The sequence below is a fragment of the Posidoniimonas corsicana genome (assembly GCF_007859765.1).
Classification (GTDB): Bacteria; Planctomycetota; Planctomycetia; order Pirellulales; family Lacipirellulaceae; genus Posidoniimonas; species Posidoniimonas corsicana.
In genome coordinates, this window is the sequence record NZ_SIHJ01000001.1 from 518,364 (window position 1) to 542,957 (window position 24,594).

23 protein-coding genes are annotated in these 24,594 nt (G+C 67.8%); 16 read left to right on the forward strand and 7 right to left on the reverse strand.

All coding sequences use genetic code 11. The features are described 5' to 3' along the window. From KOR34_RS01900 to KOR34_RS01940, 10 genes are all read left to right on the forward strand, one after another. Positions 1–333, forward strand: a complete 333-nt coding sequence (locus KOR34_RS01900; RefSeq protein ID WP_146561711.1) for a competence type IV pilus major pilin ComGC — start codon at positions 1–3, stop codon at positions 331–333. A gap of 147 nt (positions 334–480) precedes the next feature. Continuing rightward, on the forward strand, positions 481–816 hold the full coding sequence (locus tag KOR34_RS01905; protein ID WP_146561712.1) for a competence type IV pilus major pilin ComGC: 336 nt from the start codon (positions 481–483) through the stop codon (positions 814–816). 47 nt (positions 817–863) lie between these two features. Further along, positions 864–1,328, forward strand: coding sequence for a prepilin-type N-terminal cleavage/methylation domain-containing protein (locus tag KOR34_RS01910; RefSeq protein ID WP_197531059.1), 465 nt, complete (start codon positions 864–866; stop codon positions 1,326–1,328). Positions 1,329–1,415: 87 nt separating this feature from the next. Continuing rightward, the gene (locus KOR34_RS01915; protein ID WP_146561716.1) at positions 1,416–1,877 is read left to right on the forward strand and encodes a hypothetical protein; all 462 of its coding nucleotides are present in this window, start codon (positions 1,416–1,418) and stop codon (positions 1,875–1,877) included. A gap of 13 nt (positions 1,878–1,890) precedes the next feature. Further along, positions 1,891–2,376 carry a hypothetical protein gene (locus KOR34_RS26375; protein ID WP_197531060.1) on the forward strand — a complete coding sequence of 162 codons (486 nt, stop codon included), beginning with the start codon at positions 1,891–1,893 and terminating at the stop codon, positions 2,374–2,376. 11 nt (positions 2,377–2,387) lie between these two features. Further along, positions 2,388–2,759 carry a hypothetical protein gene (locus KOR34_RS26380; protein WP_197531061.1) on the forward strand — a complete coding sequence of 124 codons (372 nt, stop codon included), beginning with the start codon at positions 2,388–2,390 and terminating at the stop codon, positions 2,757–2,759. Between the two features lie 8 nt (positions 2,760–2,767). Then, positions 2,768–4,333, forward strand: coding sequence for a hypothetical protein (locus tag KOR34_RS01925; protein ID WP_146561720.1), 1,566 nt, complete (start codon positions 2,768–2,770; stop codon positions 4,331–4,333). After that, a complete protein-coding gene (locus KOR34_RS01930; RefSeq protein WP_146561722.1) occupies positions 4,326–4,937 on the forward strand; it encodes a hypothetical protein in 612 nt (203 codons plus the stop codon). Before KOR34_RS01925 ends, KOR34_RS01930 begins: the two co-directional genes overlap by 8 nt. Before the next feature lie 32 nt (positions 4,938–4,969). Next, entirely contained in the window at positions 4,970–6,967 is a 1,998-nt protein-coding gene (locus KOR34_RS01935) for a secretin N-terminal domain-containing protein (RefSeq protein ID WP_146561724.1), read from the forward strand. Between the two features lie 125 nt (positions 6,968–7,092). Beyond that, positions 7,093–7,548 carry a hypothetical protein gene (locus KOR34_RS01940; protein ID WP_146561726.1) on the forward strand — a complete coding sequence of 152 codons (456 nt, stop codon included), beginning with the start codon at positions 7,093–7,095 and terminating at the stop codon, positions 7,546–7,548. Between the two features lie 413 nt (positions 7,549–7,961). Here KOR34_RS01940 and KOR34_RS26385 read toward each other — a convergent pair whose 3' ends face one another. The 5 genes from KOR34_RS26385 to KOR34_RS01965 form a co-directional block, all read right to left on the reverse strand. After that, positions 7,962–9,641, reverse strand: coding sequence for a hypothetical protein (locus tag KOR34_RS26385; RefSeq protein ID WP_197531062.1), 1,680 nt, complete (start codon positions 9,639–9,641; stop codon positions 7,962–7,964). After that, the gene (locus KOR34_RS01950; protein ID WP_315852832.1) at positions 9,638–10,582 is read right to left on the reverse strand and encodes an ABC transporter ATP-binding protein; all 945 of its coding nucleotides are present in this window, start codon (positions 10,580–10,582) and stop codon (positions 9,638–9,640) included. The genes KOR34_RS26385 and KOR34_RS01950 overlap by 4 nt, the downstream gene beginning before the upstream one ends. Continuing rightward, complete coding sequence (locus tag KOR34_RS01955) at positions 10,579–12,852, reverse strand: hypothetical protein (RefSeq protein WP_146561728.1); 2,274 nt, start codon at positions 12,850–12,852, stop codon at positions 10,579–10,581. Before KOR34_RS01955 ends, KOR34_RS01950 begins: the two co-directional genes overlap by 4 nt. Then, positions 12,849–13,088, reverse strand: coding sequence for a hypothetical protein (locus tag KOR34_RS01960; RefSeq protein WP_146561730.1), 240 nt, complete (start codon positions 13,086–13,088; stop codon positions 12,849–12,851). Before KOR34_RS01960 ends, KOR34_RS01955 begins: the two co-directional genes overlap by 4 nt. Positions 13,089–13,210: 122 nt before the next feature. Next, the gene (locus tag KOR34_RS01965) at positions 13,211–14,545 is read right to left on the reverse strand and encodes a DUF1598 domain-containing protein (protein WP_197531063.1); all 1,335 of its coding nucleotides are present in this window, start codon (positions 14,543–14,545) and stop codon (positions 13,211–13,213) included. A 370-nt stretch (positions 14,546–14,915) separates the two neighbouring features. On the opposite strand from KOR34_RS01965, the gene KOR34_RS01970 reads away from it, so the two are divergent. Next, positions 14,916–16,964: a sigma 54-interacting transcriptional regulator gene (locus tag KOR34_RS01970; RefSeq protein ID WP_146561734.1), complete on the forward strand. Its 2,049-nt coding sequence runs from the start codon at positions 14,916–14,918 to the stop codon at positions 16,962–16,964. A 172-nt stretch (positions 16,965–17,136) separates the two neighbouring features. Next, positions 17,137–17,673 carry a chemotaxis protein CheX gene (locus tag KOR34_RS01975; RefSeq protein WP_146561735.1) on the forward strand — a complete coding sequence of 179 codons (537 nt, stop codon included), beginning with the start codon at positions 17,137–17,139 and terminating at the stop codon, positions 17,671–17,673. A 31-nt stretch (positions 17,674–17,704) separates the two neighbouring features. Here the strand turns inward: KOR34_RS01975 and ndk are convergent, their stop codons facing one another. Then, a complete protein-coding gene (gene ndk, locus KOR34_RS01980; protein ID WP_146561737.1) occupies positions 17,705–18,163 on the reverse strand; it encodes a nucleoside-diphosphate kinase in 459 nt (152 codons plus the stop codon). A gap of 863 nt (positions 18,164–19,026) precedes the next feature. Here ndk and KOR34_RS27420 point away from each other — a divergent pair. The 3 genes from KOR34_RS27420 to KOR34_RS02000 all read left to right on the forward strand — a co-directional run bounded on the left by KOR34_RS27420 (position 19,027) and on the right by KOR34_RS02000 (position 21,707). Then, the gene (locus KOR34_RS27420; RefSeq protein WP_146561741.1) at positions 19,027–19,773 is read left to right on the forward strand and encodes a DUF1559 family PulG-like putative transporter; all 747 of its coding nucleotides are present in this window, start codon (positions 19,027–19,029) and stop codon (positions 19,771–19,773) included. A gap of 89 nt (positions 19,774–19,862) precedes the next feature. Continuing rightward, positions 19,863–20,675: a hypothetical protein gene (locus KOR34_RS01995; RefSeq protein ID WP_146561743.1), complete on the forward strand. Its 813-nt coding sequence runs from the start codon at positions 19,863–19,865 to the stop codon at positions 20,673–20,675. A 72-nt stretch (positions 20,676–20,747) separates the two neighbouring features. Further along, positions 20,748–21,707 (forward strand): dockerin type I repeat-containing protein, encoded by a 960-nt coding sequence (locus KOR34_RS02000; RefSeq protein ID WP_146561745.1) that lies wholly within the window; start codon positions 20,748–20,750, stop codon positions 21,705–21,707. On the opposite strand, the gene KOR34_RS02005 is transcribed toward KOR34_RS02000, so the two are convergent. Continuing rightward, on the reverse strand, positions 21,704–22,096 hold the full coding sequence (locus KOR34_RS02005) for a DUF4345 family protein (RefSeq protein ID WP_146561747.1): 393 nt from the start codon (positions 22,094–22,096) through the stop codon (positions 21,704–21,706). The two genes, KOR34_RS02000 and KOR34_RS02005, sit on opposite strands and share 4 nt — an antisense overlap. Positions 22,097–22,330: 234 nt before the next feature. On the opposite strand from KOR34_RS02005, the gene KOR34_RS02010 reads away from it, so the two are divergent. Continuing rightward, entirely contained in the window at positions 22,331–24,592 is a 2,262-nt protein-coding gene (locus tag KOR34_RS02010) for a spermine/spermidine synthase domain-containing protein (RefSeq protein ID WP_146561749.1), read from the forward strand. Positions 24,593–24,594: the final 2 nt, after the last annotated feature.

Sequence of the window (24,594 nt, forward strand, 5' to 3'; positions counted from 1 at the left end):
ATGCGTAGATACCGGCTCAACCACCGCGGAGTGACCCTGATCGAGCTGCTGGCGGCCGTGGCGATCGTTGGCGTGCTGGCGGCCCTGTTGGTCGCGCGGGTGACGACGCAATCCTCAAACGCGGCGCCCGCGGCGTGCGAGTTGAACCAGGGCGAGATCGAGCTGCAGGTCCAGCTCTGGCGGCGGCTGAACGGCGGTTTCCCGGCCGCCAGCCTGTCGGACATCGGGGCAAACGCTCAGTACTTCCCCGCCGGGCTCCCCGTCTGCCCCGTGGATGGATCGGCCTACACGATCGATGTGACGGATGGAACAGTCGTAGGGCACGCCCACTGACACAGGGTGCGGAAAGCCCATCAGATTGGGGGGCATTTCACCAGCGAGGGTGAACTAGCCTTTCTCAGAGCCGGCGCCGCAGCGGCCTACTCCCCGATCCCACCCCTCTGCAGTAACTGCGACATGGCGAGCAACGGAGCAAGACAAATGACGAGTCCGCGTAAGCCCCAACGCCGGGGCTTCTCACTCATGGAACTGCTAGCCGTGGTCACGATCCTCGGCATCATCGCCGCGATCATCGTTCCCCGCGTCAGCGTGTCGAGCAACACGGCGAAGGAGAAGGTCCACGCCCACAACCTGGCCACCATCAACTCGGCCGTCGAGCGGTGGTACATCGAGAAGGGGACCTGGCCCGCGGACATTGACGCCCTGGAGGCCGACACCAACTACTTCCCAGAGAGCATCCCGGTGAACCCGGTGAACGGCAACGCCTACTCGCTCGACACCAACCACCGCGCCCAGGACTCTGGGTCGCCTCCGTAAGCCGGGCGGCTGGAATGACCAGAGCACTGAAGTTACAGGACGCACGCTTGGCCCGGCCGCAGCGTGCGTTCTCGTTGCTGGAGCTGACGCTCGTGCTGGCGGTGATCGGCGTGCTCAGCTTGATGGCGGTCACGCGCTTCGGCGTTGACGCGATCTCCGTCGCTGACGGCGAGGGCGTCGCCCGCAAGCTGATGCTGGACCTGCGTCAGGCCCGGCGCCGCACCATCACCACCGGCGTCGACCACTACCTCCAGCTGACCCGCACCGCGGGCCAAGTGACCGGGTTCGCTGTCTGCCAGAGCGGCGGCGCGCTGGTGGACGACGCCCGCACGGTTCCGACGGGCGTGACGATTACGTCGGCGGCGGACCAGTGGACCTTCGGCTTCGACGGCGCTCTGCAGTCGGGCGGCGGGAGCAGCACGATGACCGTCGACGGCGGCGACTTCCAGTGGCTGATCACCTGCTACCACGCCACCGGCGCCGTCCGCTGCGACAAGACGCTTTCGCCCTAGGGTTCGCGCCCGTCGAGATTGACCGGCGCCGGCCGTAACGTACGTTTGGGCAGCGGTTTACAGCCCCCGGCCCCTCCCGAGCGCCACATGCCAACCCACCAGCCACCTTCGGCACCGCGGCGGCTGCGGCGTGGCTACTCGCTGCTGGAGCTCACGCTGGCGATCGCGCTGGCCGCGGGCACGCTCGCGCCGGCGCTCGCGCTGCTGCGTGACGGGATGGCTGTCAGCCGCAAGACCGACGAGCAGCTGCTGCTGACCAACTACGCCGTGCGTGTGCTCGAAGAGCGGCTAGCGGTTGTGGCCGCCGGTTGGCAGGAGGGCACGGTGACCGGGAGCTTCGCCGCCGAGGGGTTCGCCTCGCTGCGGTACGTGGTCACCTCGTCGGACGACCCGGCCAACGGCGGCGTTGTCGACGAGCTGATGCACGTCAGCGTCACCACCTACATCGATCAGAACGCAAACGCGACGCAGGACACGGGCGAGCTGAGCTGCTCGTTCCGGACCAAGGTCGCAAACCTGGGCGCTTATGTGGAGAAAGCGGTCAACTAGCCGACGCCGCGGCATGAGCCTCCTGGAGGTGATGGCCGCGGCCGCGATCACGGGGACCATGATGACCTCGTCGGTGGTGCTGCTGCGCTCCAGCTACGCCGTCTGGCAGGCGCACGACGCCGACCACGAGCAGGCCGAGAACGCGCACGCGGTGCTCCGACACATCGTCCGCACCCTCCGTCAGGCGACCTCCGTCACCAGCATCACCGGCCCGGCAGAGAACGCCGGCGAGCTCACGCTGACGCTGGACTCCGGAGACACGGTCGCCTACACGGCCGACGCGCCGGGCGGTGTGTGGTACTGGACCTACCCGGGGCCGGTCAGCTCCGCCCTGGCGCCAGACGTGGACAGCCTGGTGTTCACCGGCCTGGAGGCCGACGGCGTCACGCTGGCCGCCGACCCGATCGATGTGCAGCTGGTGCGTGTGACGGCGACCATCGGCATGCCCGCCGGCGGATCGCGCACGGTATCCTGCTCCGCCTGGATACGGTCGTGGTAGGAGCTCCGCCGATGACACGCCGAAAACCGACAAAGCGATCCCGCCGCAAGGGCGCCGCGCTCCTGGTGGTGATCTTTGTGGTGTTCATGGTGAGCTCGCTGGTGCTCAACATGCTGACCACCGAGACGCAGCAGTCCGCCGTTGCGCGGAACGTCCGGGATTACGAGCGGGCGCTGTACCTGGCCAACGCCGGCGTGCACCACGCCTGTGCGCTGCTGGCCGAGGACGACGCCTACCGGGGCACAATAACCGACGGCGCCTACCCCGCCGACGACACCTACTCCGCCACGGTCGCCGACGGAGTGGACGGCCAGGTGGATGTCGTCTCGGTGGGGGTCGCCGGCGAGGCCGCCCGCACGGTAGAAGCGACTATCGAATGGTAGGGAAACACGTGAGCAATCCTAGAAAGACCGACCGCCGTCAGGACCCGGACCGCCGCACCGGCGGGGACCGGCGTCGCAACTCCGACGAGCGGCACGTCGTGATCGAGCTCTGCGACAACAGCCTGCACGCGGCGATCACGGTCCGCACCGGGGCCGCGCAGGAGCCGCTGCTGATTACCCGGACACTCCCGTGGCGGACCGCCGGCGCGGCGGCCCCCACGGCGGTAGACGCCGACGCGCTGGCCGCCGCGTTCAAGTCGCTCGCGGCCGAAGAACGCCTGCAGGGCGCCGAGGCCGTTGTGCTCCTGGGCGCGCGGATGTGCGTCACGCGCACCGCGACCGGCGGCGCCGGCGAGATCGACCGCTCCGTCAAAGACCTCGAGGAGCGGGGCCAGCTCTACCACGCATTGGGCGGTGGGGATGTGTGCGTCGCGAAGAGCGTCTGCGCTGTCGACGCCCGCCACCGGCACGCCCTCGTTTCGATGGCCAGCCAGCGGGTGGTCGACGCCGTCGCCGAGGCGGCCGTGCAGGCGGGGCTCAACCTGCGGCGGATCGAGTCGTCGATGGTCTCGCTCAGCCGAGCGCACCGCATGTTCCACCCCGACGACGACCAGCCCGCGCTGCTGATCTCCGCCCACGACGAGTCGCTATCGATCGGCGCTACGCACAACGGCCGGTTGCTGTTGGAGTACCTGCCGGGCGGGTCGGCCACCGCGGAGCAGGCCGATCAGATCGTCTCGCAGCACCTCGGTCGGTTCCACCGGGCGTGCCAGCGTGCCGAGCCCGGTGGGCGACAGGAGCTGTCGACCGTGTACCTCAGCGGCTCGCCCGCGGCGTGCGCCACGGGCGCCGTCGCATTGAAACGCACGCCCAGCCTGACCGTGAAACCCCTGACCGCTGCGCCCGAACGTTTCTGGCGCGTGCGTGACGAGGCGCCGGGCGACGAGTACGCCGCGGCGCTCGGCGCCTCGCTGCTGTGGCTCTGCCCCGACCGCGTCGAGGAAGGGCCGAACCTGCTGGAGAACTGGATCCGCGAGAGCCGCAAGCACTTGCGGCCGATCCTGCTCCGGTCGGCGGCGCCGCTGGCGGCCGTGCTCGTCATCGCGGTGGCGATGCTCGGGCTGAACGCTTCGCTCGGGATGCGGAACCACAGCCTGGCTGGACTGGTCGCGCTGGCCGAGCCCCACAAGGTCCGCTACCGGGACACCCGACTGCAGCTCGCGGCGGCGGACGCCAAGCTGCGATCGCTCACCGAGCTCGCGGCCGGGCTGCCGGAAACGCCGCTCGACGCGGTGGTCAACCGCGTTGGTCATTGCCTGCCCGCGGACGTGTGGCTCGACCGGCTGACGATCGCCGACCAGCGGGAGGCCGCCATCGTCGGCTCCGGCTTCACCGAGGGCGGCGTGTTCGAGTTTGTCGGGCACATCGAGTCGATGCCGGGCGCTCAGAACGCCGCGCTGCAGGAGACCGGCGTCCGCCGCGGCTCGCACGGGCCGGTGACCAGCTTCAACATGACCGTCGACTTCGCCATGGGCGGGGACGCGCACCCCAAGTCGGAGGCCCGCAGTGAATAGCCTCGTTGACCAGTTCTGTGCTAGCAAGCGGCGGTGGTTAATCGTTACAGCCGGCACCGTACTGATTGCCCTTCTGACCGTGCTGCCATTGGCCGATGAGTACCGTGCGCTCTGTGACGATCAGGAGGCCCTCCGGCTGGAGCTGGCCGAGTCGTTGCGGATCGAGCAGGACCTACCAGTTTTTGAGGAGCGGCTGCGGGAGAAGCTGCAGGAGCTGAGCCAGGCCGAGGGACGCACGGTCGACGAGGACGCCGTGAGCGAGTTCCGCAGCCGGCTGATCGCGTTCGCCCGCGAGACCGGCTGCCGCGTGCGGCGGATCAGCTTCGGCGGCGCCCGCTCGCGGCCGTGGCACGAGGGCGACAACGTGATGGACCCCGACTCGGTCGGGCCGGACCCGAAGCGGACGCCGTTCAACGTCGAGACGCGGCCGGTATCGCTGTCGGTGACCGGGTCGACCGCGGCGGTGAAGAAGCTGATCAGCCGCGTCCACAACGACGGGGTCATGCAGCACGTGAAGTTCCTGGAGCTGCGGTCGGCCGGCAAGAACCACCAGACGGTGCAACTAGATATTGAGCTGTGGTGCTACTCCCTCGGGAGCGTGTAGCCACCGCCCACCTACCGCGTCATGGAGGACGCATGCAGAGTGGCCAAGCCGCCAACCCGACGACGGCGCCCCGTGCTGCGCTCCGGTGGCTCTGGCGCGTGCTGGCCGCCGCCTGCCTGCTGCCCGCCTGCGCGGCGGTCGCGCAGCCGCCGCTGACGCCGCGGTCCCGCCCCGACCGGCCGCGGCAGGCCGACGCCCCCGCGGCGCCCGCCCCCTCGCTGGTCCAGGCGCTCGAGACCCGCGGCGACCTCACGCTCCAGAACGGCACGCTGAAGTCGGCGTTGTTCACCATCGGCGAACAGTGGCGGATCAACATCGTGTCGGGCGAGCTGGAGGGCTCGGTCAACGGCGTGTTCCGGGACGCCCCGCTCCGCGAGATCCTCGACTCCATCCTGCTCAGCAACGGCTACGGGTACCGCGCCGTGGGCGAGAGCCTGGTCGTGACCCGACTAAGCGAGCTCGGGCAGGTCAACCCGTTCTTCATCTCCGCGACCATCCCCATCAAGGCGGCCGACGTCGACGAGGTGGTCCAGGGGGCCTCGCTGCTCAGCACGCCCAGCGGGCAGGTCAAGGCGTTGCCGTCGGCGCGGAGCGTGGTGGTGCTCGACTTCCCCGACCGGGTGGAGAAGATCCGCCGCTTCGTCGAGGCGATCGACGCCGCCACCACCAAGTCTTACGGCGGGCAGCCCGCCGCGACGCCCCACCGACCGCTGGAGGTCGCGTACCTCAAGACCCACCACGTGTCGGCCCAGGACATGGTCGATCTGCTCAACGCGGTGATGAGCCCGGCCGGCAAGGCGACCGTGATGAAGAAGGAGGACCGCCTGCTGGTGGTGGACTACCCAGAGAACCTGCAGATGGTGCGGCAGGTCGTCTCGCACGCGGACCGGCCGCGCCCCCAGGTGGCGATCCAGGCGTTGATCTACGACATCAGCCTCAAGGACCTCGAGGAGCTCGGCCTCAACTGGCACAGCATCAGCAACGGCAGCCTGGAGGGGACCGTGATCGCCGGCGGCGGCGAGGTCTCCGGCAGCGGGACGCTGTCGCGGGGCACCGGCACGCTGATCAACTCCGTGACCAAGATCCCGTTTGCCGAAGGCTCCGCCGGCGGCGCGTTCACGCTGTACAACCTGAGCAGCAACTTCAGCATGGCGGCCGTGGCGATGGCGCTGCAGAACGCCGCGGACTCGCGTCTGCTGGCCTCGCCCAACGTCACCGTGCTGGAGAACGAGCAGGCGGTGATCCAGAGCGTGTCGGAGATCCCGTACCAGCAGCTCACCCAGACGGCCGCCGGCGGGAATATCGGCACCACGGCCTTCAAGGAGGCGGGCATCACCCTCAATGTGACGCCCAAGATCGGCAACGACGGCTGCATCCAGATGGAGGTGCAGCCCGAGTTCAGCCGGCTGACCGGGTTCACCCCCGGCGACAACCAACCGATCATCGACAAACGGGTCGCCACCACCAATGTGCGGATCGCCAATGGCCAGACGGTCGTGATCGGCGGGCTGCGTCAGCGGAGCGACGTCGGCGACTTCAACGGCATCCCGTTCCTCAAGGACGTGAGGTTCATCGGCCCGCTGTTCCGCTCGCACCAGACGGACGTGCGTGAGAGCGAGCTGATGGTGTTTATCCGGCCCACGATCGTCAGCTGCGCCGAGCCGCTCTGCGAGCGCGAGCAACGCACGGTCGACACCATCGACTGCCGCCTGGAGCGGATCCCGGCCGCCGAGGGCTGCCCGCCCGGCGCGTGCGCGTCCTGCGGCCCCGGCGGGTGCGTCCCGTCGCACGAACTGCCCACGCCCGCCGAGGCCCTGCCGGCCTACCCGACCGACGCGCAAGGGCGGTCGCTCAACATCCGCCGCCTGCCCCCGGTCGAGAGCGAGGCCGCTACCGCGGCCAGCGGACGCGGCTTCTCCGGCGGCCTTCGGCCCGGCTACGACGACCGGTTCCGCGCCGCGGAACAGACCCGCCAGCCGCCGGTCCAGAAGGCCAAGCGGGAGCCGTTCTACAAACGGTTCTGGCGCTAACCTGACGGCAAAGCCCGCACAGCCGGCGCCACCGGCCACCGCCTGACCCCGGCGTGGGTGCTACACTTGCTCGGCCCGCAGCGACCGTCGCCGGGCCGCCTTCGAACCGACCCGACTTGCCGCCGATGCCGACTCGCAACCCCGCCACGATGCTGCTGCTGGCCGCCCCACTGATGGTGGCCGCCGGATGCGCCGAGCAGGCCCCCCCGCCGCCCGCCGCCGCTGCGCAGCTGGCGCCGCGGCGTCAGCCCACCGAGCTTCCGCCCGCCTTGCCACGGGAAGAGGTGCAGGTGGAGCGGGTGCCCGCCTACAACCCACCGTACCCGGAACGCGAAGACCTGTTCGCTCCGCCCAAGCGGACCCGGGCCGCGACGCGCAGCAACGCCCTCGACGACGATGAGTCCGTCCAGCTGCTGGGCTTCGTGTCGGTCGACCAGCCGAAGGCGGTGCTGTCGATCGACGGCGTGATCGCCTCGGTTGCGGCGGGGACTGCGAAGCACGGCATCGAGGTGATCTCGATTGCTCCTCCGGAGGTCGTGCTGCAGCGGGGCCGCAACCGCTGGACGGCGTCGCTCGATTAGGGAGGCGGTGCGACGGGCCCGGCGTCACGGACGCGCGCCCCACGCGGCGCGTCTGGGTTCTGCTGTCGCCGCTCGATTCTCGTAGAAACCGGCCACCCCGTGCGATCTAATGAGGGGTGGTGTTCGCGCGTCCCCCACGCCCCGGTTAGGCCCTACGTCCCCGGCAGGCGGGGCTGACTGCTGCGCTCTTGGAGATCCGGGGCTTATCCCGGGAGCCGATTGTCCGATCCTGGCGGCCAAAACGGACAAAACCCCGGCTGCCGGATCACAGGGCTATGACCGCAATGCATTCGTAACAAAGCACTTACGCACAACCCTAGGAGAGATACGCCCCGAGTTTTGTCCGCTTCGCGCGTGTTTTTGGACAAAACGAAGCGGACAAAACGCCAGACAAGCAATCGCCCGCCGCCGCGTCAGGCCCCGTCGGCGGCGGCATCTTGGGTGGGCGGCGCCGCGGTGGTGTCGCCCCACGGGTTGGATGCGCGCACGGGGCGGGCGGCCTTGGCCAGCTCGTCCTCGATGATCCGCTGGGGCAGCGGCAGCCGCGTTTGCCGGAGTTCGCCCGCCGCCAGCACTAGATTGACAAGCAGCAGGCAGGTCGCCGCGCCGATGACGATCACGCCGGTGGTGACCGCCTCGACGTCGGACAGGTCTCCCCGTTCCAGGTGCAGCATCACCGCCACCGGGCTGGGGACGTCCAGGTAGCTAAACCCTTCGCGGCGGAACATGCTGGACGAGGCCTCGATGGCGAACGGCAGCGAGCCGCCGGCCAGCATCAGCAGCACGTGCACCAGGAAGCCGCCGAACAGGCTCAGCTCGGCCACGCGCCGCACGAGCAGGATGATAATCCGCCCCAGGCCGAGGTAGGCCGCGGCGTACGCCAGCGCGACGCAGAGCACCCACAGCAGCGGCACCCCGCTGATGGACGGCCCTCCCCGCCGCGAGAAGACCGACGCCGTGAAGGTCAGCAGCATCAGGTACGTGAGGTTGCCCATGACGAAGAAGTAGCCGGTCCCGGGCCCCGGTGAGAGCAGCGTGAACAGCTGCCTGCCGAGCGCCGTCTTGGGCAGCGTGCGGCGGACCCGCGGCGAGAGCACCTGGCCCTCGCTGGTCAGGAACATCCCGGCGAACGTCCAGTACGCCAGCGCAAAGACGAACATCACGATCGGGATGTCCGCGTCGCGGTCGTAGATCCAGACCGCGGCGAACCAGCCGATGTACGCGGACTGCTGCACCAGCATCGCGACCCGCAGGTGGGTCGACCGGTTGGCGCTGGTGAAGGTGTTGGCCGCCACCGCCAGGAAGTACGCCAGCAGGAACGTGGTGGCGTAGGCGGTGAAGATCATGCCGAGGCCGAGCCAGAACTCCTCCGCCTGGTACATGCGGAAGCCGTTGTCAACGAATTCCTCGATCACCGCAAAGCAGTTGTAGAACAGCAGCAGGAGCAGCGTGATGAACGCCACGTTAATGAGGATCTGCAGGTACCGCAGCCGCGTCAGCGACGCCAGCAGCAGCCCCACCAACGACAACCCCAGCGAGGCCAGCACGCCCAGCGCCGGCAGCAGCAGGAGCGTCAACGCGTCGACGCCGCGCAGCAGGTAGGCGAACCCCAGGCAGGGCGCCATCGCCGACAGGTAGATAGCCACCTGCAGCGCCGCGCTGCCCAGCTTGCCGTTGACCACCTGGAACGGCGACAAAGCGGAGACCGTCAGCACGTCGCGGGTGTTCTCTTCCTGCTCGGCCGCCAACGACCGGAACGCCGAGAACGGCGCCACCACCAGCAGCGGGAACGACAGGATCCATGCGTACCACAAGAACAGCTGCCCGCCGAAGGCGCCGTAGTACGCCGCCGGCCCGATCACCGCCAGCCCGCCCATGGTCACCACCCAACAGCCCGCCAGCAGCAGCAGGTACCAGAGGACGAACTGCTGGCTCTTGAGCGCTTGGCGGGTCTCTTTGACCAGGATCGGGTTGATGTAGTCGCTGAGCGTCTCGAGCCGCTGGTCGACCCAGGCCAGTGCGGCGGCGACCCGCGACGGCGACGACTCGTCGGCCGGCTCCGTGTCCGAGATGGGAGGGGCGCTGACGCTCATTGCACACGGCCCTCAGTGACGTGCAAGAACAGGTCCTCGAGCGAGGTCTCCTGCGAGCGGAACTCCGCCACACGGATGCCGTATTCGACCATCGCCGCCAGCAGATCGGCCCGCGCGGCGTCGTCGCCTGCGTGCCGCAGGGTGAACCGCTGCTCCACCTGCTCGATGTGCTCCACGTCCTTGCGGTCGCGGAGCCAGGCTTCGGCCGCCTGCGGATCGGACAGGATCTTCAGCGTGATCATCGAGTGCGGCCGCGCCTGACGGCTGATCTCTTCGACCGACCCTACCGCCAGCAGCTGGCCCTGCTCCAGGATGCCGATCTTGTGGCAGATGGCCGCCAGCTCGGTCAGGATGTGCGAGCTGATCAGCACGGCCTTGCCGAGCTGCGCTAGCCGGCTGATCATCTCACGCAGCTCGATCCGCGCGCGCGGGTCGAGTCCGGCGGCGGGCTCGTCGAGCACCATCACCGCCGGGTCGTGGATCATGGTGCGGCCCAGCGCCAGCCGCTGCTTCATACCCTTAGAGAGCCCGTCCATGGGCTTGTAGGCGAGCTTGTCCAAGCCGGTGAAGTCCATCGCGTACGCCAGCGCGCGGCGACGGTCGTCGCCCCGCAGCCCGTAGCTGCGGGCGAAGAAGTCGAGGTACTCCTTCACGTTGACGTCGCGGTACGCGCCGTAGTAGTCCGGCATGAAGCCGAGCCGCCGCCGCACGCGGTCCGGGTCCTCGGTGACCGACAGGCCATCGACGTAGGCGTCGCCGGCGGTGGGCTCGTCCAGGGTGGCGAGGATGCGCATGCTGGTCGTCTTGCCGGCGCCGTTCGGTCCGATGTAACCGAACACCTCACCCGGGCCGACCTCGAACGACACGCCGCGCACCGCGTGGGTGTCGCCGAACACGCGGTGCAGGCCTCGCAGCTCGATCAGGGGGCGGTCGGCGGTCACGGCGAGTCCTCCCCCCACACTCCTAGAGTGACGTGGAAGCTGCCGAGCTCGCGGGCGTCGGCGCTCCCCAGCGGAGCGGCGACCGTGCTGTCTGTAATCGCGATGTACGTGCCTGGCCGCAGCGGCGTGGTGAGGCCGTCGCTGCGCCCCTCGATCTGGATGAGTAGCCGTTCCAGCTGGCCGTCCTCCAGCGACGCGCCGCCCCCGCGGCCGTACCGGTTGCGAGACCGGCGCCGCGCGAACGGGTTGATCGACGTGCGGTGGGTCGAGCCGTCGATCCCCGGCGGGAAAGCCGGAGCGGCGTCAAGGAACGCCCTGCGGGCGGCGGCCACGATGCCCGCCCGGTCGTCTGTGTTGAGCGGAAGCGTTTCGCCGTTCGGCACGCCTCGCACCGACCACCAATTGGCGTCGCGGTCGAGGACAAACAGCCGGTCGATCGTGGCGCCGAGTTCGTTGGTCACCGTCGGCTTGTCGTCCGTCCCCCCCAGCCGGAGGCCGGCGTTGGTCTTGCGGCTGTCGAGCGCTAGCAGCTGCGAGGTCTGCCGCGACGACAGCCAGCCGCGGCTGTAGCGTTCGGCGTCCTCCTCCACGATCATCTCACGCATGTACGGCTTGGCGTCGCTGAAGGCCGAGGCCTGCCAGCTCGCCATGATTGGATAAACCGACGATCCTTCTGGGAAGACCAGCCCGTCGGCTGGGGCCAGTCCCGCGTAGTAGGACTGCCGCGACCAGCTGACCGCCTCGCCCCGCTGCTGGTCGAGCAGCGTCAGGCTGCGCACACGCACCCTCAGCCCGACCCCGTCCGAGAACGTCGCGTAGGCGAACAGGCAGAGCGTGAACACCGCCGCCGCCAGCGGTGCGGTGAGCGCCATGAGCTGCGTGCGGTGGTAGGCCCTGAGCACGAAGAAGCTGGCCGGCCCCACCAGCAGCACGAACAGTGTGACCAGCAGCCGGAACGCGTCGACCGGGGCGGCGCCGACCCCGGGCACGAGCCAGTTGGAGAATTCGTCGTTGCCCCGGTCGGGGGCCAGCCCGTGGCGCTGGGTCCAGTCCCAGCCAGCGAGGTAGCTGACCACCGCCCGCTGCAGCCAGCGGTCGCTGTATGTTGAGAAGCGATCGGCTAGCCCTCCCCCGGAACGCTCGTCCGGGATCTGCTCGATCGCCTCCGGGAAGACGGTCACCATGCCGAACCCCACCGGCCGCTCCAGGAACCAACCCTCCATCGCGGAGCGGACCCGCCGCCCGCCGCCGGACCGATCGGTGGTGTTGCTGTCGTCCTCGTCGTCGTCCGCGCCCGGCAGCAGCACCTCGGCCCAGCGCCACGCCGGCGAGTCTGGGAACGGGGGCGGCGTCACCTCCACCGGCGGCTCGTCGTCTTCCTTGTCGGGGGGCGCCTCGGGCTGCTGGTCGCGGGCCAGTTGGCGGTCGAAGACCCGGGAGTTCGGGCCGAGGAACTCGTCTACTTTGTCTAGTTTGCGGAAGTCATCGCCCGCGTTCTCGATCAGCAGCTGCCCGCCCAGCGACACCCACCTCCGCAGAGCCGCAACGCCTTCCGGATTCTTGGAAGCCTGCGCCTGCAGCTCGTCGGCCGACAGCTGCACCGCGTGGTAGGACTCAATGCCACGCCAATCCGAAGGCAGCGGGGCGTAGCTCATCTCGATCACGCCGTTCAGCGTCCCCCGCGGCGAACCAAACGCGAGCAGTCTGCCGAGCGTGGGCGAGCCAATCGCCTGCTGGGGTCCCGGCGCCAGGATGCTCACCGGCCCCTGAGCGCCGCCGCTCTGTAGGGCCGCGCCCCCGGACAGATCGGGGTCGAGCCGCCCGTCCACCCAGACCTGCCAACGCACCATCCCCCAGCTGTGCAGCTTCGGGACCAGCATCTCGATCGAGAGCTGCGCGGCGCCGGCGGGCAGTTCGGCGTCGCGTTCGTAGGCCAGGTCGTACCGATCGGGCGTGCCGTCGAAGCCGCGGTCGGCGTAGAACCGAACCGTAATTTGGCGGTCGCTGGCGGTCGGCTTCACGGCGTTGATGTCGACTTCGACGGGCTGACGCCCGAAGAGCTGGAGCGGATCGAAGCTGACCGTGACGCGCAGGTCGTTCGCCGCCGATCCGGCGGACGTCTGAGCAGGCGTCGAGGCCGTGAACCGCCCTGCCTGCGCCCCAGCCACTGACGGCGTCAGCAGGGCGATCGCTAACCACAGTCGCCACTCGCGACGGGTTGTTCCGCGTCGGAGGTCGATCGAGCGTCCCTGGCGAATAGCGGTGTTCAATTCGGTTGCTGCGGCGTATCGGCTGAGGGCTGCTTGGGGGTCAACACGAGGGAAGTGGCCCGGATCACCCAATACCAGAAAACGTACGGCAGAAACGCCGCAGGCAGGCACGCCACCGCGATCACAATGCCAACCGCCCAGATCTGTCCCTGCACCGCTTGGGCGAGGATGAGCGACAAGCCGGCGCCCAAAGTCAAGATAAGCAGCGCCGCGCGGATAGAGAACCGAAACGTCATGGCCTGATTCTTACAGATGCTGGCGTCAGGGCAAGCTCGGGCCCGGCGCAAAAAAAGGCCGGCCGACGAGAAACTCGCGTCGGCCGGCCAGAGTTATTGGCGCAGGGGACGTAGGGCAGCTGCTACTGCCACCACCAGGCGCCGCCCGCCTTGGCCATAGCCTGATCGCGGGCGGGGGTAAGCCTATCGGTCTGCTGCAGGTTCTCCGCCACGCGCCAGGGGCTCAGCTGAACGCCGCCAGAGGCCGTGACGATCCGCTTGCCACGCTTGTTCAGGAAGCTGGCCTGCGAGGCGACTTCGCGCGGCGCCGGGTACTCCTGCAGCTCGTAGGTCGTCATCAGCGCGGGCATGCTGAGGCCGACGTGCTCCAGCAGGCCCTCTTTCTCCAGCAACGCCGCTACGACAGACAGGTCCATCACGTTGCGAAGCTGGCCGAAGGCCGAATCCTCGTTAGCGAGCTCGTCAAACCGCTGGGTCAGCAGGTCGGCCCACTTCTGGGCGCCCCGGCTCGCCTTGCCGCTGCGGGTGCGGCGCCCCTGAGCGTCGACGAAGTCGGTCTCGGTCATGCACTTCACGCCCTGCCCACGAAGCTGCCAAGCCAGGCCCTTCGGGTCTTGCAGGACGGGCTCGTAGTTGGCGGCCAGCCACCAGCGCGGGAACGCGTCGGTGTTGGTCCCGGCGATGTGCAGGTAGCTCGGCATGCCGTCGATTGGCGCCGGCTCGAAGTTCATCGCCAATCGCTTCATGCGGAAGTCGGCCGCGACAATGGTGCGGGCAAAGTGGCTGGTGGCGGGGACGCCGGTCACCGTGATCACCTGCGGGCCGAGCGCCTCTTCCATGGCGCGGCCGGCGGCGGTTGACGACGTGGCGGCGCTGAACCGGGCGGCAACCTGCTGCGAGCGACGCAGGCCTTCTTCGGTTGGGTCGATCGAGCAGCTGATCACCGGGCCGCCACTCACGCGGTTGGCCCGCAGCGCGGTCACCAGGTCTTCCAGCATCAGCACCGGGCGGTTGGTCGTGGCGCCCACGGCGTTGCCCAGGCGGTCGACCTTCCAGCCCTCGGCCGGCCCGGCCAGCACGACATCGCCCTGCTCGGGGTAGACAAACACGTACTCGACACGCAGCATACCGGCCAGGAACGCGACCTCTTCGGGGATCGCCTCGCCGGTAGCAAACGCCTTGGCGACCTGCTGCTCAAGCCGCTTGAGCGACACGTACCGCATATCGGTGTAGGCCTGCAGGTCAGCCGGCACGGGCTTCAGGCCCTTCTGCCAGGCCTTCATCAGCTGTTCGTTCTCGCCAACTTCGGGCGCGGTCAGCACGCCCTGCGCGTCGATGCTGACGCCGCCCACGGCGCCGCCGCGGAAGAACTGCGCTTGGCTGGGCGCACAGGACAGGGCCACGAGCCCGAGCACGGCGAACGTGACGATTGATTGGGCGCTGAAACACCGACGCATCGGACGCATCCTCCGAGAATTATGAGACCCCGCCAGAGCAGCCTCTTCGCGTAAAGGCGGGCGATTTGTTCCGCAAGCCTCCAGAATAGTTGCTAAGTCTAGGGCTATCAAACGCTTTGGTTCAAATGCCCGCAATCAACTGACGAGCGTGGGTGGCGAATCTCAGGGCCGTGCAGTCGTATAGTCGTTTATCCAGGAAGAGCGGGAATCCCCGGGCCATTGGGCACCCCCACATCTCCGTAAGTGTCTGTGAAATCACAATTTCGGACAACGCGTGCTTGAAATATCGAAGGGTCGATCGTACCTTGGAAGACAGGCAAGTGTTGCGTTTTGCTACACCGCGTGCCCCCGCTCTCACCCCACCGCGTCCATGAGCCTTACGGCGTACCTGGTAATCCGCGAAGGGTCCAAATGGACCGATGTCTTCCGCCTGGTTGAGGGCGAGAGTGTGACCGTGGGCCGCGCGCCGACCAACGTAATCTGCATCAAAGACGAGCGTTGCAGCCGCGTCCACAGCGAGGTTTTCCTGTCCCAGGGCCACTGGACGCTGCGGGATCTGGACAGCCGGAACGGCACCTACGTCAACGGAGACCGAGTCAGCGAGGACCGCGTGCTCGAGCCCGGCGACATTGTGCGGATCGGCAGCTCGCACCTGGCGTTCGTGGACAACCTGTCCCAGGCGTTTCCCGACTCGGGCAGCGTGCTCCGCTCGGCCCGTTCGGTAGAGTCCGACTCGCCGCACCACACCCTCGAGTACGACGACGAGGAAAGCGTGCTGCTGGACGGCGCCGAGCCGACCCAGATCACGCACCGGCGTGAGCAGAGCCGGTACCTCGACCCGTCGTCCATCGACAACGACGCGCCCATCCCCAAGGTCGGCCGTGCGGCCGCCGCGCTGTGCCGCGTCGCGTTCACCCTGGCCAAGGCGACCGACCTGGTGTCGCTCTCCAACAGCGCGCTCGACGGGCTGTTCGAGAGCGTCGCGGTGGACGCCGGGGCCGTGCTGCTGCGATCGGGCGCCGCCATCGGCAGCGAGTTGGGCGACAAGCTCGAGGTAATCACCTCGCGAACCGAGACCACCCACCGCTACCAGCGGGTGTCATCATTCCTCAGCGGTACCGTGCTCCGCGAGGGGCAGGGCGTGCTGGCCCGCAACGTGATGGACGACAGCCAGCTCGGCGCACGCGACTCCAGCGGCGACATCCTCGCGACCGGCGTGCTGTGCGCCCCGATCCGGTGGCAGGGCGAAGTGCTGGGACTCGTGCACTTGTATACAACGGACTCGTCCAAGCCGATCGACCCGGACGACCTAGAGTTCTCGCTCGCGGTGGCAGACACCATCGCCGTAGCATTGCAGAACCTCAACCAGCGGCAGGTCCTCTCGGAGAACCTGAACCAGGTGAAGGACGAGAACGTCCAGCTCCGCGAGCAGCTCGGCGTGCAGAGCGAGATCATCGGCCGCAGCGAGGCGATCGAGAAAGTCAACCAGGAGGTCGCTCGCGCGGCGCCCAGCCGCGCCACCGTGCTGATCCGCGGCGAGTCCGGCGTAGGCAAGGAGCTGGTGGCCCGCGCGGTGCACTTCTCTAGCGCACGCCGCAAAGGGCCTTTTGTTTGCCTCAACTGCGCCGCGCTCTCCGAGACGCTGCTCGAGAGCGAGCTGTTCGGCCACGAGAAGGGCGCCTTCACTGGCGCGACCGACCGCAAGAAGGGCAAGTTCGAGGCCGCCGACACCGGCACGCTGATGCTCGACGAGATCGGCGAGATGAGCCCCACGATCCAGGCCAAGTTCCTCCGCGTGCTCGAAGGGCACCCGTTCGAGCGGGTTGGCGGCAGCGAGGCCATCAAGGTGGACGTCCGCGTGATCGCCGCCACCAACCGCGACCTGGAGCACGAGGTGGCCGAGGGTAACTTCCGCCGCGACCTTTACTTCCGCCTGCACGTGTTGGAGATCATCGTGCCCGGCCTGCGTAAGCGGCCCGAAGACATCCCTCTGCTGGCCGAGCACTTTCTTCGCTGGTTCAACGCCGACACCGGCCGCCGCATTAAGGGTTTCACGCCGAAGGCCATGGAGGAGATGCTCCGCTACCGCTGGCCCGGGAACGTGCGGGAGATGAAGAACGTCATCGAACGCGCGGTGGTGCTCACCCGGGGCGAGTTCATCGACGCGACCGACCTGGTGCTCTCCACGCTCAAGACTGCCGGCGACACCGAGGTGGGCGCCTCGTCGAACGACGGGCGCCGTGAGTTCGAGCCCACCTCACTGGCCGACATGGAGAAGGACCATATCCTCGCCACGCTGATCGCGACCGGTTGGAACAAGAGCAAGACCGCCGGCATCCTGGGTATCGAGCGGTCCACGCTCGACCGCAAGATCAAGCGCTACGGGCTGGCGACGAACCGCGTCGCGGCCGAGTCTTAGGCCCGCGGGCCGCTTCTGCGGGTGGCGCCGGCTGCGCCGCCCGCGGCTCTATCGCCTGTGGGCGGGTAACGGCAATTGGCGGCGGGCAACCCGGCGCCGGGCATTTTGCGACCAATACTATCGCAAGCCGGGCATCAGCCCCGCCCCCGCCCCCTACAGACGGAACGAGCGTATGTCTGCTGTCGCCGAGAGAGAGGTTCCCACCACCGCCACGCAGGTCGGCGTCAGCGGCGAGTTGCTGGAGTCGGTGGTCGACGCCGTGACCAACGGCCTCGCCATGTGCGGCGTGTCCGCCAGGTGTGTCGGCGTTTCGTCGGTGCCGTCCCGCGAAACCGGCAGCATCACCGGCATGATCGGTGTGCATGGCAAGGTGTCGGGGTTTGTCACGGTGAACATGGCCGAGCGGTTCGCCATCAAGGCGGTCGAGGGCCTGCTGGGTGACACCTTCAGCGAGCTGACTTCACAGGTCGTGGACGGCGCGGGCGAGATCACCAACATCATCGTCGGCGGCGCCAAGTCCGCTCTCGGCCGCAGCGAGTGGGCCTTCAGCCAGATCACCGTTCCGTCGGTGATCGTCGGCCAGGGCTACGCTATCGCGTACGCCCGGGGGCTTGAATTCCTGAACGTGACGTTCGAGCACGACGACCCCGAGGCGGTGCTGCTGGCCGACCGCCTGATGCACGTCAGCGTCTCGCTGCTGCGGCAGTAGTCGCAGCACAGATTTTTAGGCGATCAACCGCCTACTCGTCCGCGGCCCGCATCCACTTCGTGATGGTCGGCTCGTCCTCGACGAGTTCTTCCGGCTTGAAGTACAGCGCGATCTCGCGCGACGCCGCGTCCGGGCCGTCCGACCCGTGCACCAGGTTCATCTGACGGCTGCTGCTGAAGTCGCCGCGGATGGTGCCGGGCGCCGCCTGCAGGCCGTTGGTCGCCCCCAGCATGCCGCGGACCACCTGGATCGCGTCCAGGCCCTCGACCACGGCCGCGAGCACCGGGCCGCCGGTGATGAAGGTCTCGAGGGTCGGGTACCACGCCTTTTCCGCGTGCTCAGCGTAGTGCTGCTTGGACAGCTCGGGCGTGATGCGGATCAGCTTCATGGCCACAAAGTTCAGGCCCTTCTCCTCAAAGCGGGAAATCAGCTTGCCCATCAGGCGGCGTTGCACGGCGTCGGGCTTGAGAAGAATCAGCGAGCGTTCCATTGCGTGGTTGGGGGGGTCGATGGTTGAGGTGGGAGGGGAGATCGCCTGTCGAAACCGCAGATTCTAAGCCAAGCCCACGAGCTGCTCAATCCGCCTGCGGCCCGCGTGTCCGGTCGGATCGCGAGCCGCCGCTTTCGGTCCCAAGCCGCCCGATACCCTGGCCAGCGGCATTTTTTCGAATCTACGATCCGACCCGCCGCGTACCTTAGTAGCCGTGGTACTGATCCGTGTTGGCCGGCGACGCTGCAATCGTCCGAAAGATGCTTCCCCGCTTGCCAGGGTTGCTGCATAATCGGGGACCCACCTTCTGACCCCACTCCCATGCCCGCCCGAAGCCTGCATAAACCGGCAGCGATCCTACTCTCGCTCGTCTATTTGACGGTCGGGGCGGTGGGCGATTCGCTCCATCAGCTTGCCGAGCAAAGCTGGTCTGGCGGCGCCCCGGAGCACAAACACCGGGAGGGCTTTTTCCACAGCCACGCGCCGGACGCCCACTGGCACTTCCACAGCCACACGGCTGCGAAGAGCCGGTCGGACAACTGCAGCGAGCCCGACTCGGGCACAAGTCTGCACCGCGTTGTAGCTACGCACGCGCCGCACGCGTGCCCGCTGCTGTCCCTGTCCTCGGTGCTAAAGATCGGATTCGCCGCGGTCACCAGTGGGCGCCCAGCGCCGACTCCCAGTCTTCTGCGTCCCGCCGATCGGGACGCGCGAGACTCTTCTACGTCGCTGCGTCTGCGACTTCCTCGCGGACCGCCTGCCGGCCGGCTCGCGTAGCTGGTTCTGGTCTGTCTGGCGGTGCGCGCCGATGCGCATTGGGCGCCGCTAGCCGACGCCCTCCCTGTGTCCGCAGAGGCAAGCGTATGCGCGCAAGTCGCGATGCGATGACCCTGGTCGAGTTGTTGGTGGTGGTGAGCATCATCTCCGCGCTCGCGGCGCTTCTGCTGCCGGCCGTGCAGGCGGCGCGTGGCGCCGCCCGACGCTCGCAGTGCGCCAACAACATGCGGCAGCTCGGTCTGGCAATCCACCAGTACGCGACCACCCATGACGGGCGGTTCCCGCTGATGGCCTACCACAACCAGTCCGGCCCGCAGCGGTTGGAGGAGGAGAAGTCGTGGATCGCGACCCTGGCGCCCTACGCCGAGGATGTCGACGAGCTGCGGCTCTGCCCCGACGACCTAGAGCGGCGGGAGCGAATGTTCGACACGGCCACCAGCTACGCGATGAACGGCTACCTACGCGAGCGCAACGACGTCGACACCGCCGGCCTGCCGCCGGCGCTCGCGGCAGCGGTAGCCGCCCGCAACGAGGGGCTGATCTCGGAGCTGTACGACCTGCCCAAGACGCACGCCACAATCCTCATGTTCGAGGGCGAGGCGGCTCGGCTCGGCGTGCACTACGACCACGTGCACAGCTACCTGTGGTTCTCGGAAGAGAACCTCCGCAACGACCTTGTTGCGGAGGCCGTGTCCACCGAGGTGGCCATCGACCGCCACTCTGGTCAGGCGGCCAACTACCTGTACGCGGACGGTCACGTTTCAGCGGTCGCCGCGGCGCTGGTGCTCGACTGGTGTCGCGAGGGCAAGAACTTTGCCATCCCGCCGCAGTAGACGCTGATGCCTGCGTCCCAACCGAGTTGCTGCCCGGCCTTCCAGGCCGGGTCAGCCAATCATTAGTTAACAACCATGGAGATACCACGATGACTTCCTACGGCTTCATTCGCGCGACCGCCTGCCTGCTAGGCTTGGCGGCCGCAGTCAGTCCGCACGACCTGTTGGCTCACGGCGGCGGAGGCGACATCGCGTTGTTCTCGACCAACGGCCAGGCCGACGTCGGCTTCGCTATCCTCGACGACGACGACGATCAGCAGCTTGTGTTCGACCCAAACGAGAATGTGTTCTCGTCGGTGCTGCTTCCGCAGGCGACCAACCCCGTGGTCCCGTGGGACTTCGGCTCTCCGGAGCCCGGCTTCGACGCGGACGAGGGAACGCTGCCCGCTAGCGCGGAGATTACCGTCAACCTCTTGCAGTTGAGCTACTGGGATGGCGCCGGAGCGGTGTCATTCTCAACGCCCGCCGGCGTTAACGGCGGCGTCGCGCCACAGCCGATGCAGTCGTTCCCGGACGGCGGCTTCCACTCGCACCCGCTGTTCGGCGTCGAAGGCGCTACGACGCCCGCGGCGGGCGTGTACGTCGGCAAGCTAACGATCAGCGTCGACGGCCTGACCGATTCCGACCCGTACTATATGGTTTCGCTGATCGCGGACGGCGTCACCGGCATCGCCGACCCGGACCTCCAGGTAGAAGCCGCTGAGGCGATTGGCGAGCTGGTCCGCAACTACGCCTCCGACCCAATCGGCGCCCCAGCGCCGGTCTACGGCGGCGTCGACTACACGTACTACGCCAACGCCGTGGAGCACGTCCGAGACTTGGCCGCCGTGCCCGCTCCAGGCGCCGTCGCGCTCGCTGCTTGGGCTGCGCCCGTGCTGCTGCGCCGGCGGCGTCGAGGCTAGTCGTTCGCAACCGGAACGCTTCGCCGGGTCGTCTCCGGCGAAGCGTTCATTTTTCTAATCGAGGCGTCCCACATGTTTAGTCCATCAATTGCATGGCTCGCGGCCGCGGCCGCCGTGCTGCTGATCGTGCCCCCGGCCACGGCGCACAAGGGCGGCATCCTGGTCCAGCAGAAGGACGGCCGGCTCGTGACCGGCTACGACGACGAATCCACCGGCGCACAGACTATCGGAGACCGCGCGTTCGGGCTCCTGTTCCCCTCCTCGCTCGCCAACGACGTGCCTTCATTCCTTTCCCTAGCCAACGCGCCGGCGGGCAGCGGCCCGCTGCCGGTGGGGACCGAGCTGCACTGGGACTTCTTGCCAATACACGTGGGCGGCCAGACCGCCAACCTGATGTACTGGGACGCAGCGACTGACGTGGTTTCGTTCGCGTCGTCGGCGCCGGGCGTCGATTTCACGCTCTACACCGAGGGCTTTTCCGACAGCGCGACCGTAGACGGCTCGCCCGCCATGGTCCGCGGCAAACGCCTGGGCGCAATCTCGGCCAACAACCTGGCGCTGCACGCGCACCGCTGGTTCTTCATGGAGTCGTCCACCTCGGTGCCTGAGGGGGTCTACCTGGCTGCGATGCAGGTGCGGGCCGAGGGGTTCGCTAGCAGCGAGCCGTTCTACGTCGCGGCGGCCACCAGCGCAGTGCCCTCCACGCGTCTGGATGACGTGGCCGTGCCGTGGGTTGCCGAGCACGCGGACACGCTCCTGCTGGCGGGCGATTACAACTTCGACGGCGCCGTCGACGCCGCTGATCTGGGCATCTGGCGGCAGCAGTACGGCACCGAGGGGGCGTTTGCTATCGAGCTTGGCTCAGCCGATGGCAACTACGACGGCACAGTCGACGCCGCCGACTACACCGTCTGGCGCGACGCGATGCAGACGATTGGGATCGCCGCTACACCGGCGCCCGAGCCCGCCTGCCTCTCGGTAGTTGCGATCGCCGCAGCTGTGTGTGTCCAACGCCGCAAACGCGGGGGTTAGCTAGCCCCGCTCCGACGCACCCACCACCACACCGCCAGCGACAGCAGAAAGATGACCCACTCGCCCACCGCCAGCCGAGTGGTGAAGGGAGATATGTCGCGGTGCAGCGCGACGCTCACCGCGCGAAACGCCACTAGCGAACCGTGCACCGCGATACACGCGAACAGCGCGAAGCCAGTGGTTGCCGGGCGCACCAAAGGCACCAGCAACAGCAACGCGAGCCCGAACTCCAACCCGCCGTACACGGTAAGGAACTCCGACTTGCCGGAGTCCCCAAGCCGCTCGAACCCCACCTTGCGGGCCGCGTCGGCCGGTTTTAGCGAGCAGTACGCGGCCAGCCCGGCGTAGAGCAGCCCCACCAGGGCGAGGTAGATGCGGGCGAGGAACATAGCGGATTCCTGTTCGGAGGGAGAAGCTAAACAAACACTCTAGCCTCGTCCCAGGCATTGCCCACCCCAGCAGTGGGTGGCGCGTCCTTGCAGGTTATGCGGGTAGTGATGGCGCCGAACCTGTACACGCAGGGTGGGGCGCCGGCGGATTACCGCCTCCGTGGGTCCATGACCTAGCCTTGCGGGAACGCCCGCAGGTCGGGCCCGCCGCCACCTTACTTGCAAGCCAGGCCGATGACCCCATCCCGTCCCGCCGAGCCCTCGTCCCTCGTGGGCCCCGTGAACCGCAACCTCGGGATCTTCCTGGTCAGCGTGCTCGGGTTGTTCCTCGAGATGCTGCTGATTCGCTGGATCGGCACTGAGATCCGCATCTTCGCCTACCTGCAGAACACGATCCTCATCGTCTGCTTCCTGGGGTTAGGGCTGGGCTGCTTCACCTGCCGGCAGGAGATCAAGATCCAGCGGACGCTGATCCCGCTGTTGTGCCTGACGGCGATCCTCGCGATCCCGTTTACGCGGGACTTCGTGGCCAACATCAGCACCATGCTGAGCTCGCTCGACGAGCTGGTGATCTGGGAGTACGAACGCGTTTCCGGCGGCTGGCTAGTTCTCTCACGGATGACCCTCGGGCTAATCCTGACGCTGCTATTGATGCTGCTGGTGTGCGAGACCTTTATCCCGCTCGGCCGACTGCTGGGCAGGTATATGGATGACCACCCGCGCACCATCCAGGCGTACGGTGTGAACGTTGGCGGCAGCCTGATTGGCATCTGGCTGTTCGCGCTGCTGAGCGCTCTGCACGCGCCTCCGGTTGTCTGGTTCGCCGTGGCCGCAGGCCTGCTGGCGGTCTTCGTCAACGCCGGCGGACGCCGGCTTGCCAACCTCGCAGTGCTGGGAGCCGTGGTGGTGACCGCCGGCCTGGCGGACATGAACTCCGACGCGTTGGTCAACACCTGGTCGCCCTACCAGAAGCTGACGCTCAGCGAGAACAACGACGCCAGCAACTGGCGTGGCAGATACGTCGTGACCGTGAACAACGCGGCCTACCAGGGCATCGTTGACCTGAGCGAGGAGGCCCTACGCCTAGACCCGCCGGAGGTGGGCCGCGACCGCATTAGTCAGTACGACATCCCGCTCCGCTTCAAGCCGCAGCCCAAGCGGGTGCTGATCGTCGGCGCCGGCACCGGCAACGACGTCGCCGGTGCGCTGCGCGCCGGGGCCGAGCACGTCACGGCGGTTGAGATCGACCCGGCTATCATCAAGATGGGCCGGGACTACCACCCCGAGCAGCCCTACGCGTCGCCCCGGGTGACGGTCGTCACCGATGACGCCCGCGCCTTCTTCGAGACCACCGACGAGCGGTTTGACCTGGTCATCTTCGGCCTGCTCGACTCGCACACCACCACGTCGATGACCAACGCCCGGCTGGACCACTACGTGTACACCAAGGAGAGCCTGTCGCAGGCGCGGTCGCTGCTGACCGACGACGGCGTCATGATGCTCACCTTTATCGCCCAGCGGCCGTATATCGCCGACCGCATCTCGACCTGCTTGACGGAGGTGTTCGGCCGGGCGCCGTTGATCTTCGGCATCCCCCAGACCGAGATCGGCTGGGGCGGCGCCACCTTTGTGACCGGCAGCCAGGACTCGATCAACGCAGCCCTAGGCTCCGACCAGGAACTCGCCGCCCAGATTGCCGACTGGCAGCAGCGGCACCCGATCGTGCTGCCCGGCGGGACCGAGATCGCCGTGGACGACTGGCCCTACCTGTACCTTGAGCACCGCCGCATCCCCACACTTCACTACCTGTTGGGCGTGATGGTGCTTGTGCTTGCGTTCCACTACCGCAAGCGGCTGGGCGTGTGGTCGTCTGCCGCGGGTCGGCCGTGGCTTACCCGCACCAACCTGCACTTCTTCCTGCTGGGAGCCGCGTTCCTGCTGCTGGAGGTGCAGAACATCAGCAAGGCCTCACTGGTGTTCGGAAGCACTTGGATCGTCAACGCGGTGATCATCTCCGGTATCCTCACGATGATTCTGCTAGCAAACCTGATGGCCTCCGCGCTGCCGGGGCTCTCTCAGAAGCTGGTGGGCGGCTGCCTGATCGCCTCGTGTGCGGTGCTCTACTTCGTCGACCTGTCGCAGATGAGCGTGCTGCCGTTGGTGGGCCGCGTGCTGGTGGTGGGCCTGCTAACCACGCTGCCGATGTTCTTTGCCGGCATCGTGTTCATCAAGTCGTTCGCCGCAGTCGAACGGAAGAACGAGGCGCTCGGGGCAAACCTGCTGGGCGCCCTGGTCGGGGGCCTGCTGGAGTCCATCACCTTCGTGATCGGCGTCAAGGCTTTGCTGCTGGTAGTCGCCGGGCTGTACCTGGCGGCCCTGGCCACCCGGCCCCGTCAGCTTGACGCGACGCTGGAAGAGAAAGATCACGCCGCCGAGGAGCCCTTTGGCGGCTCAGCGGATGCAGTCGGCGAAGAAGAGCTGGTGACGCTCGGCTAGCC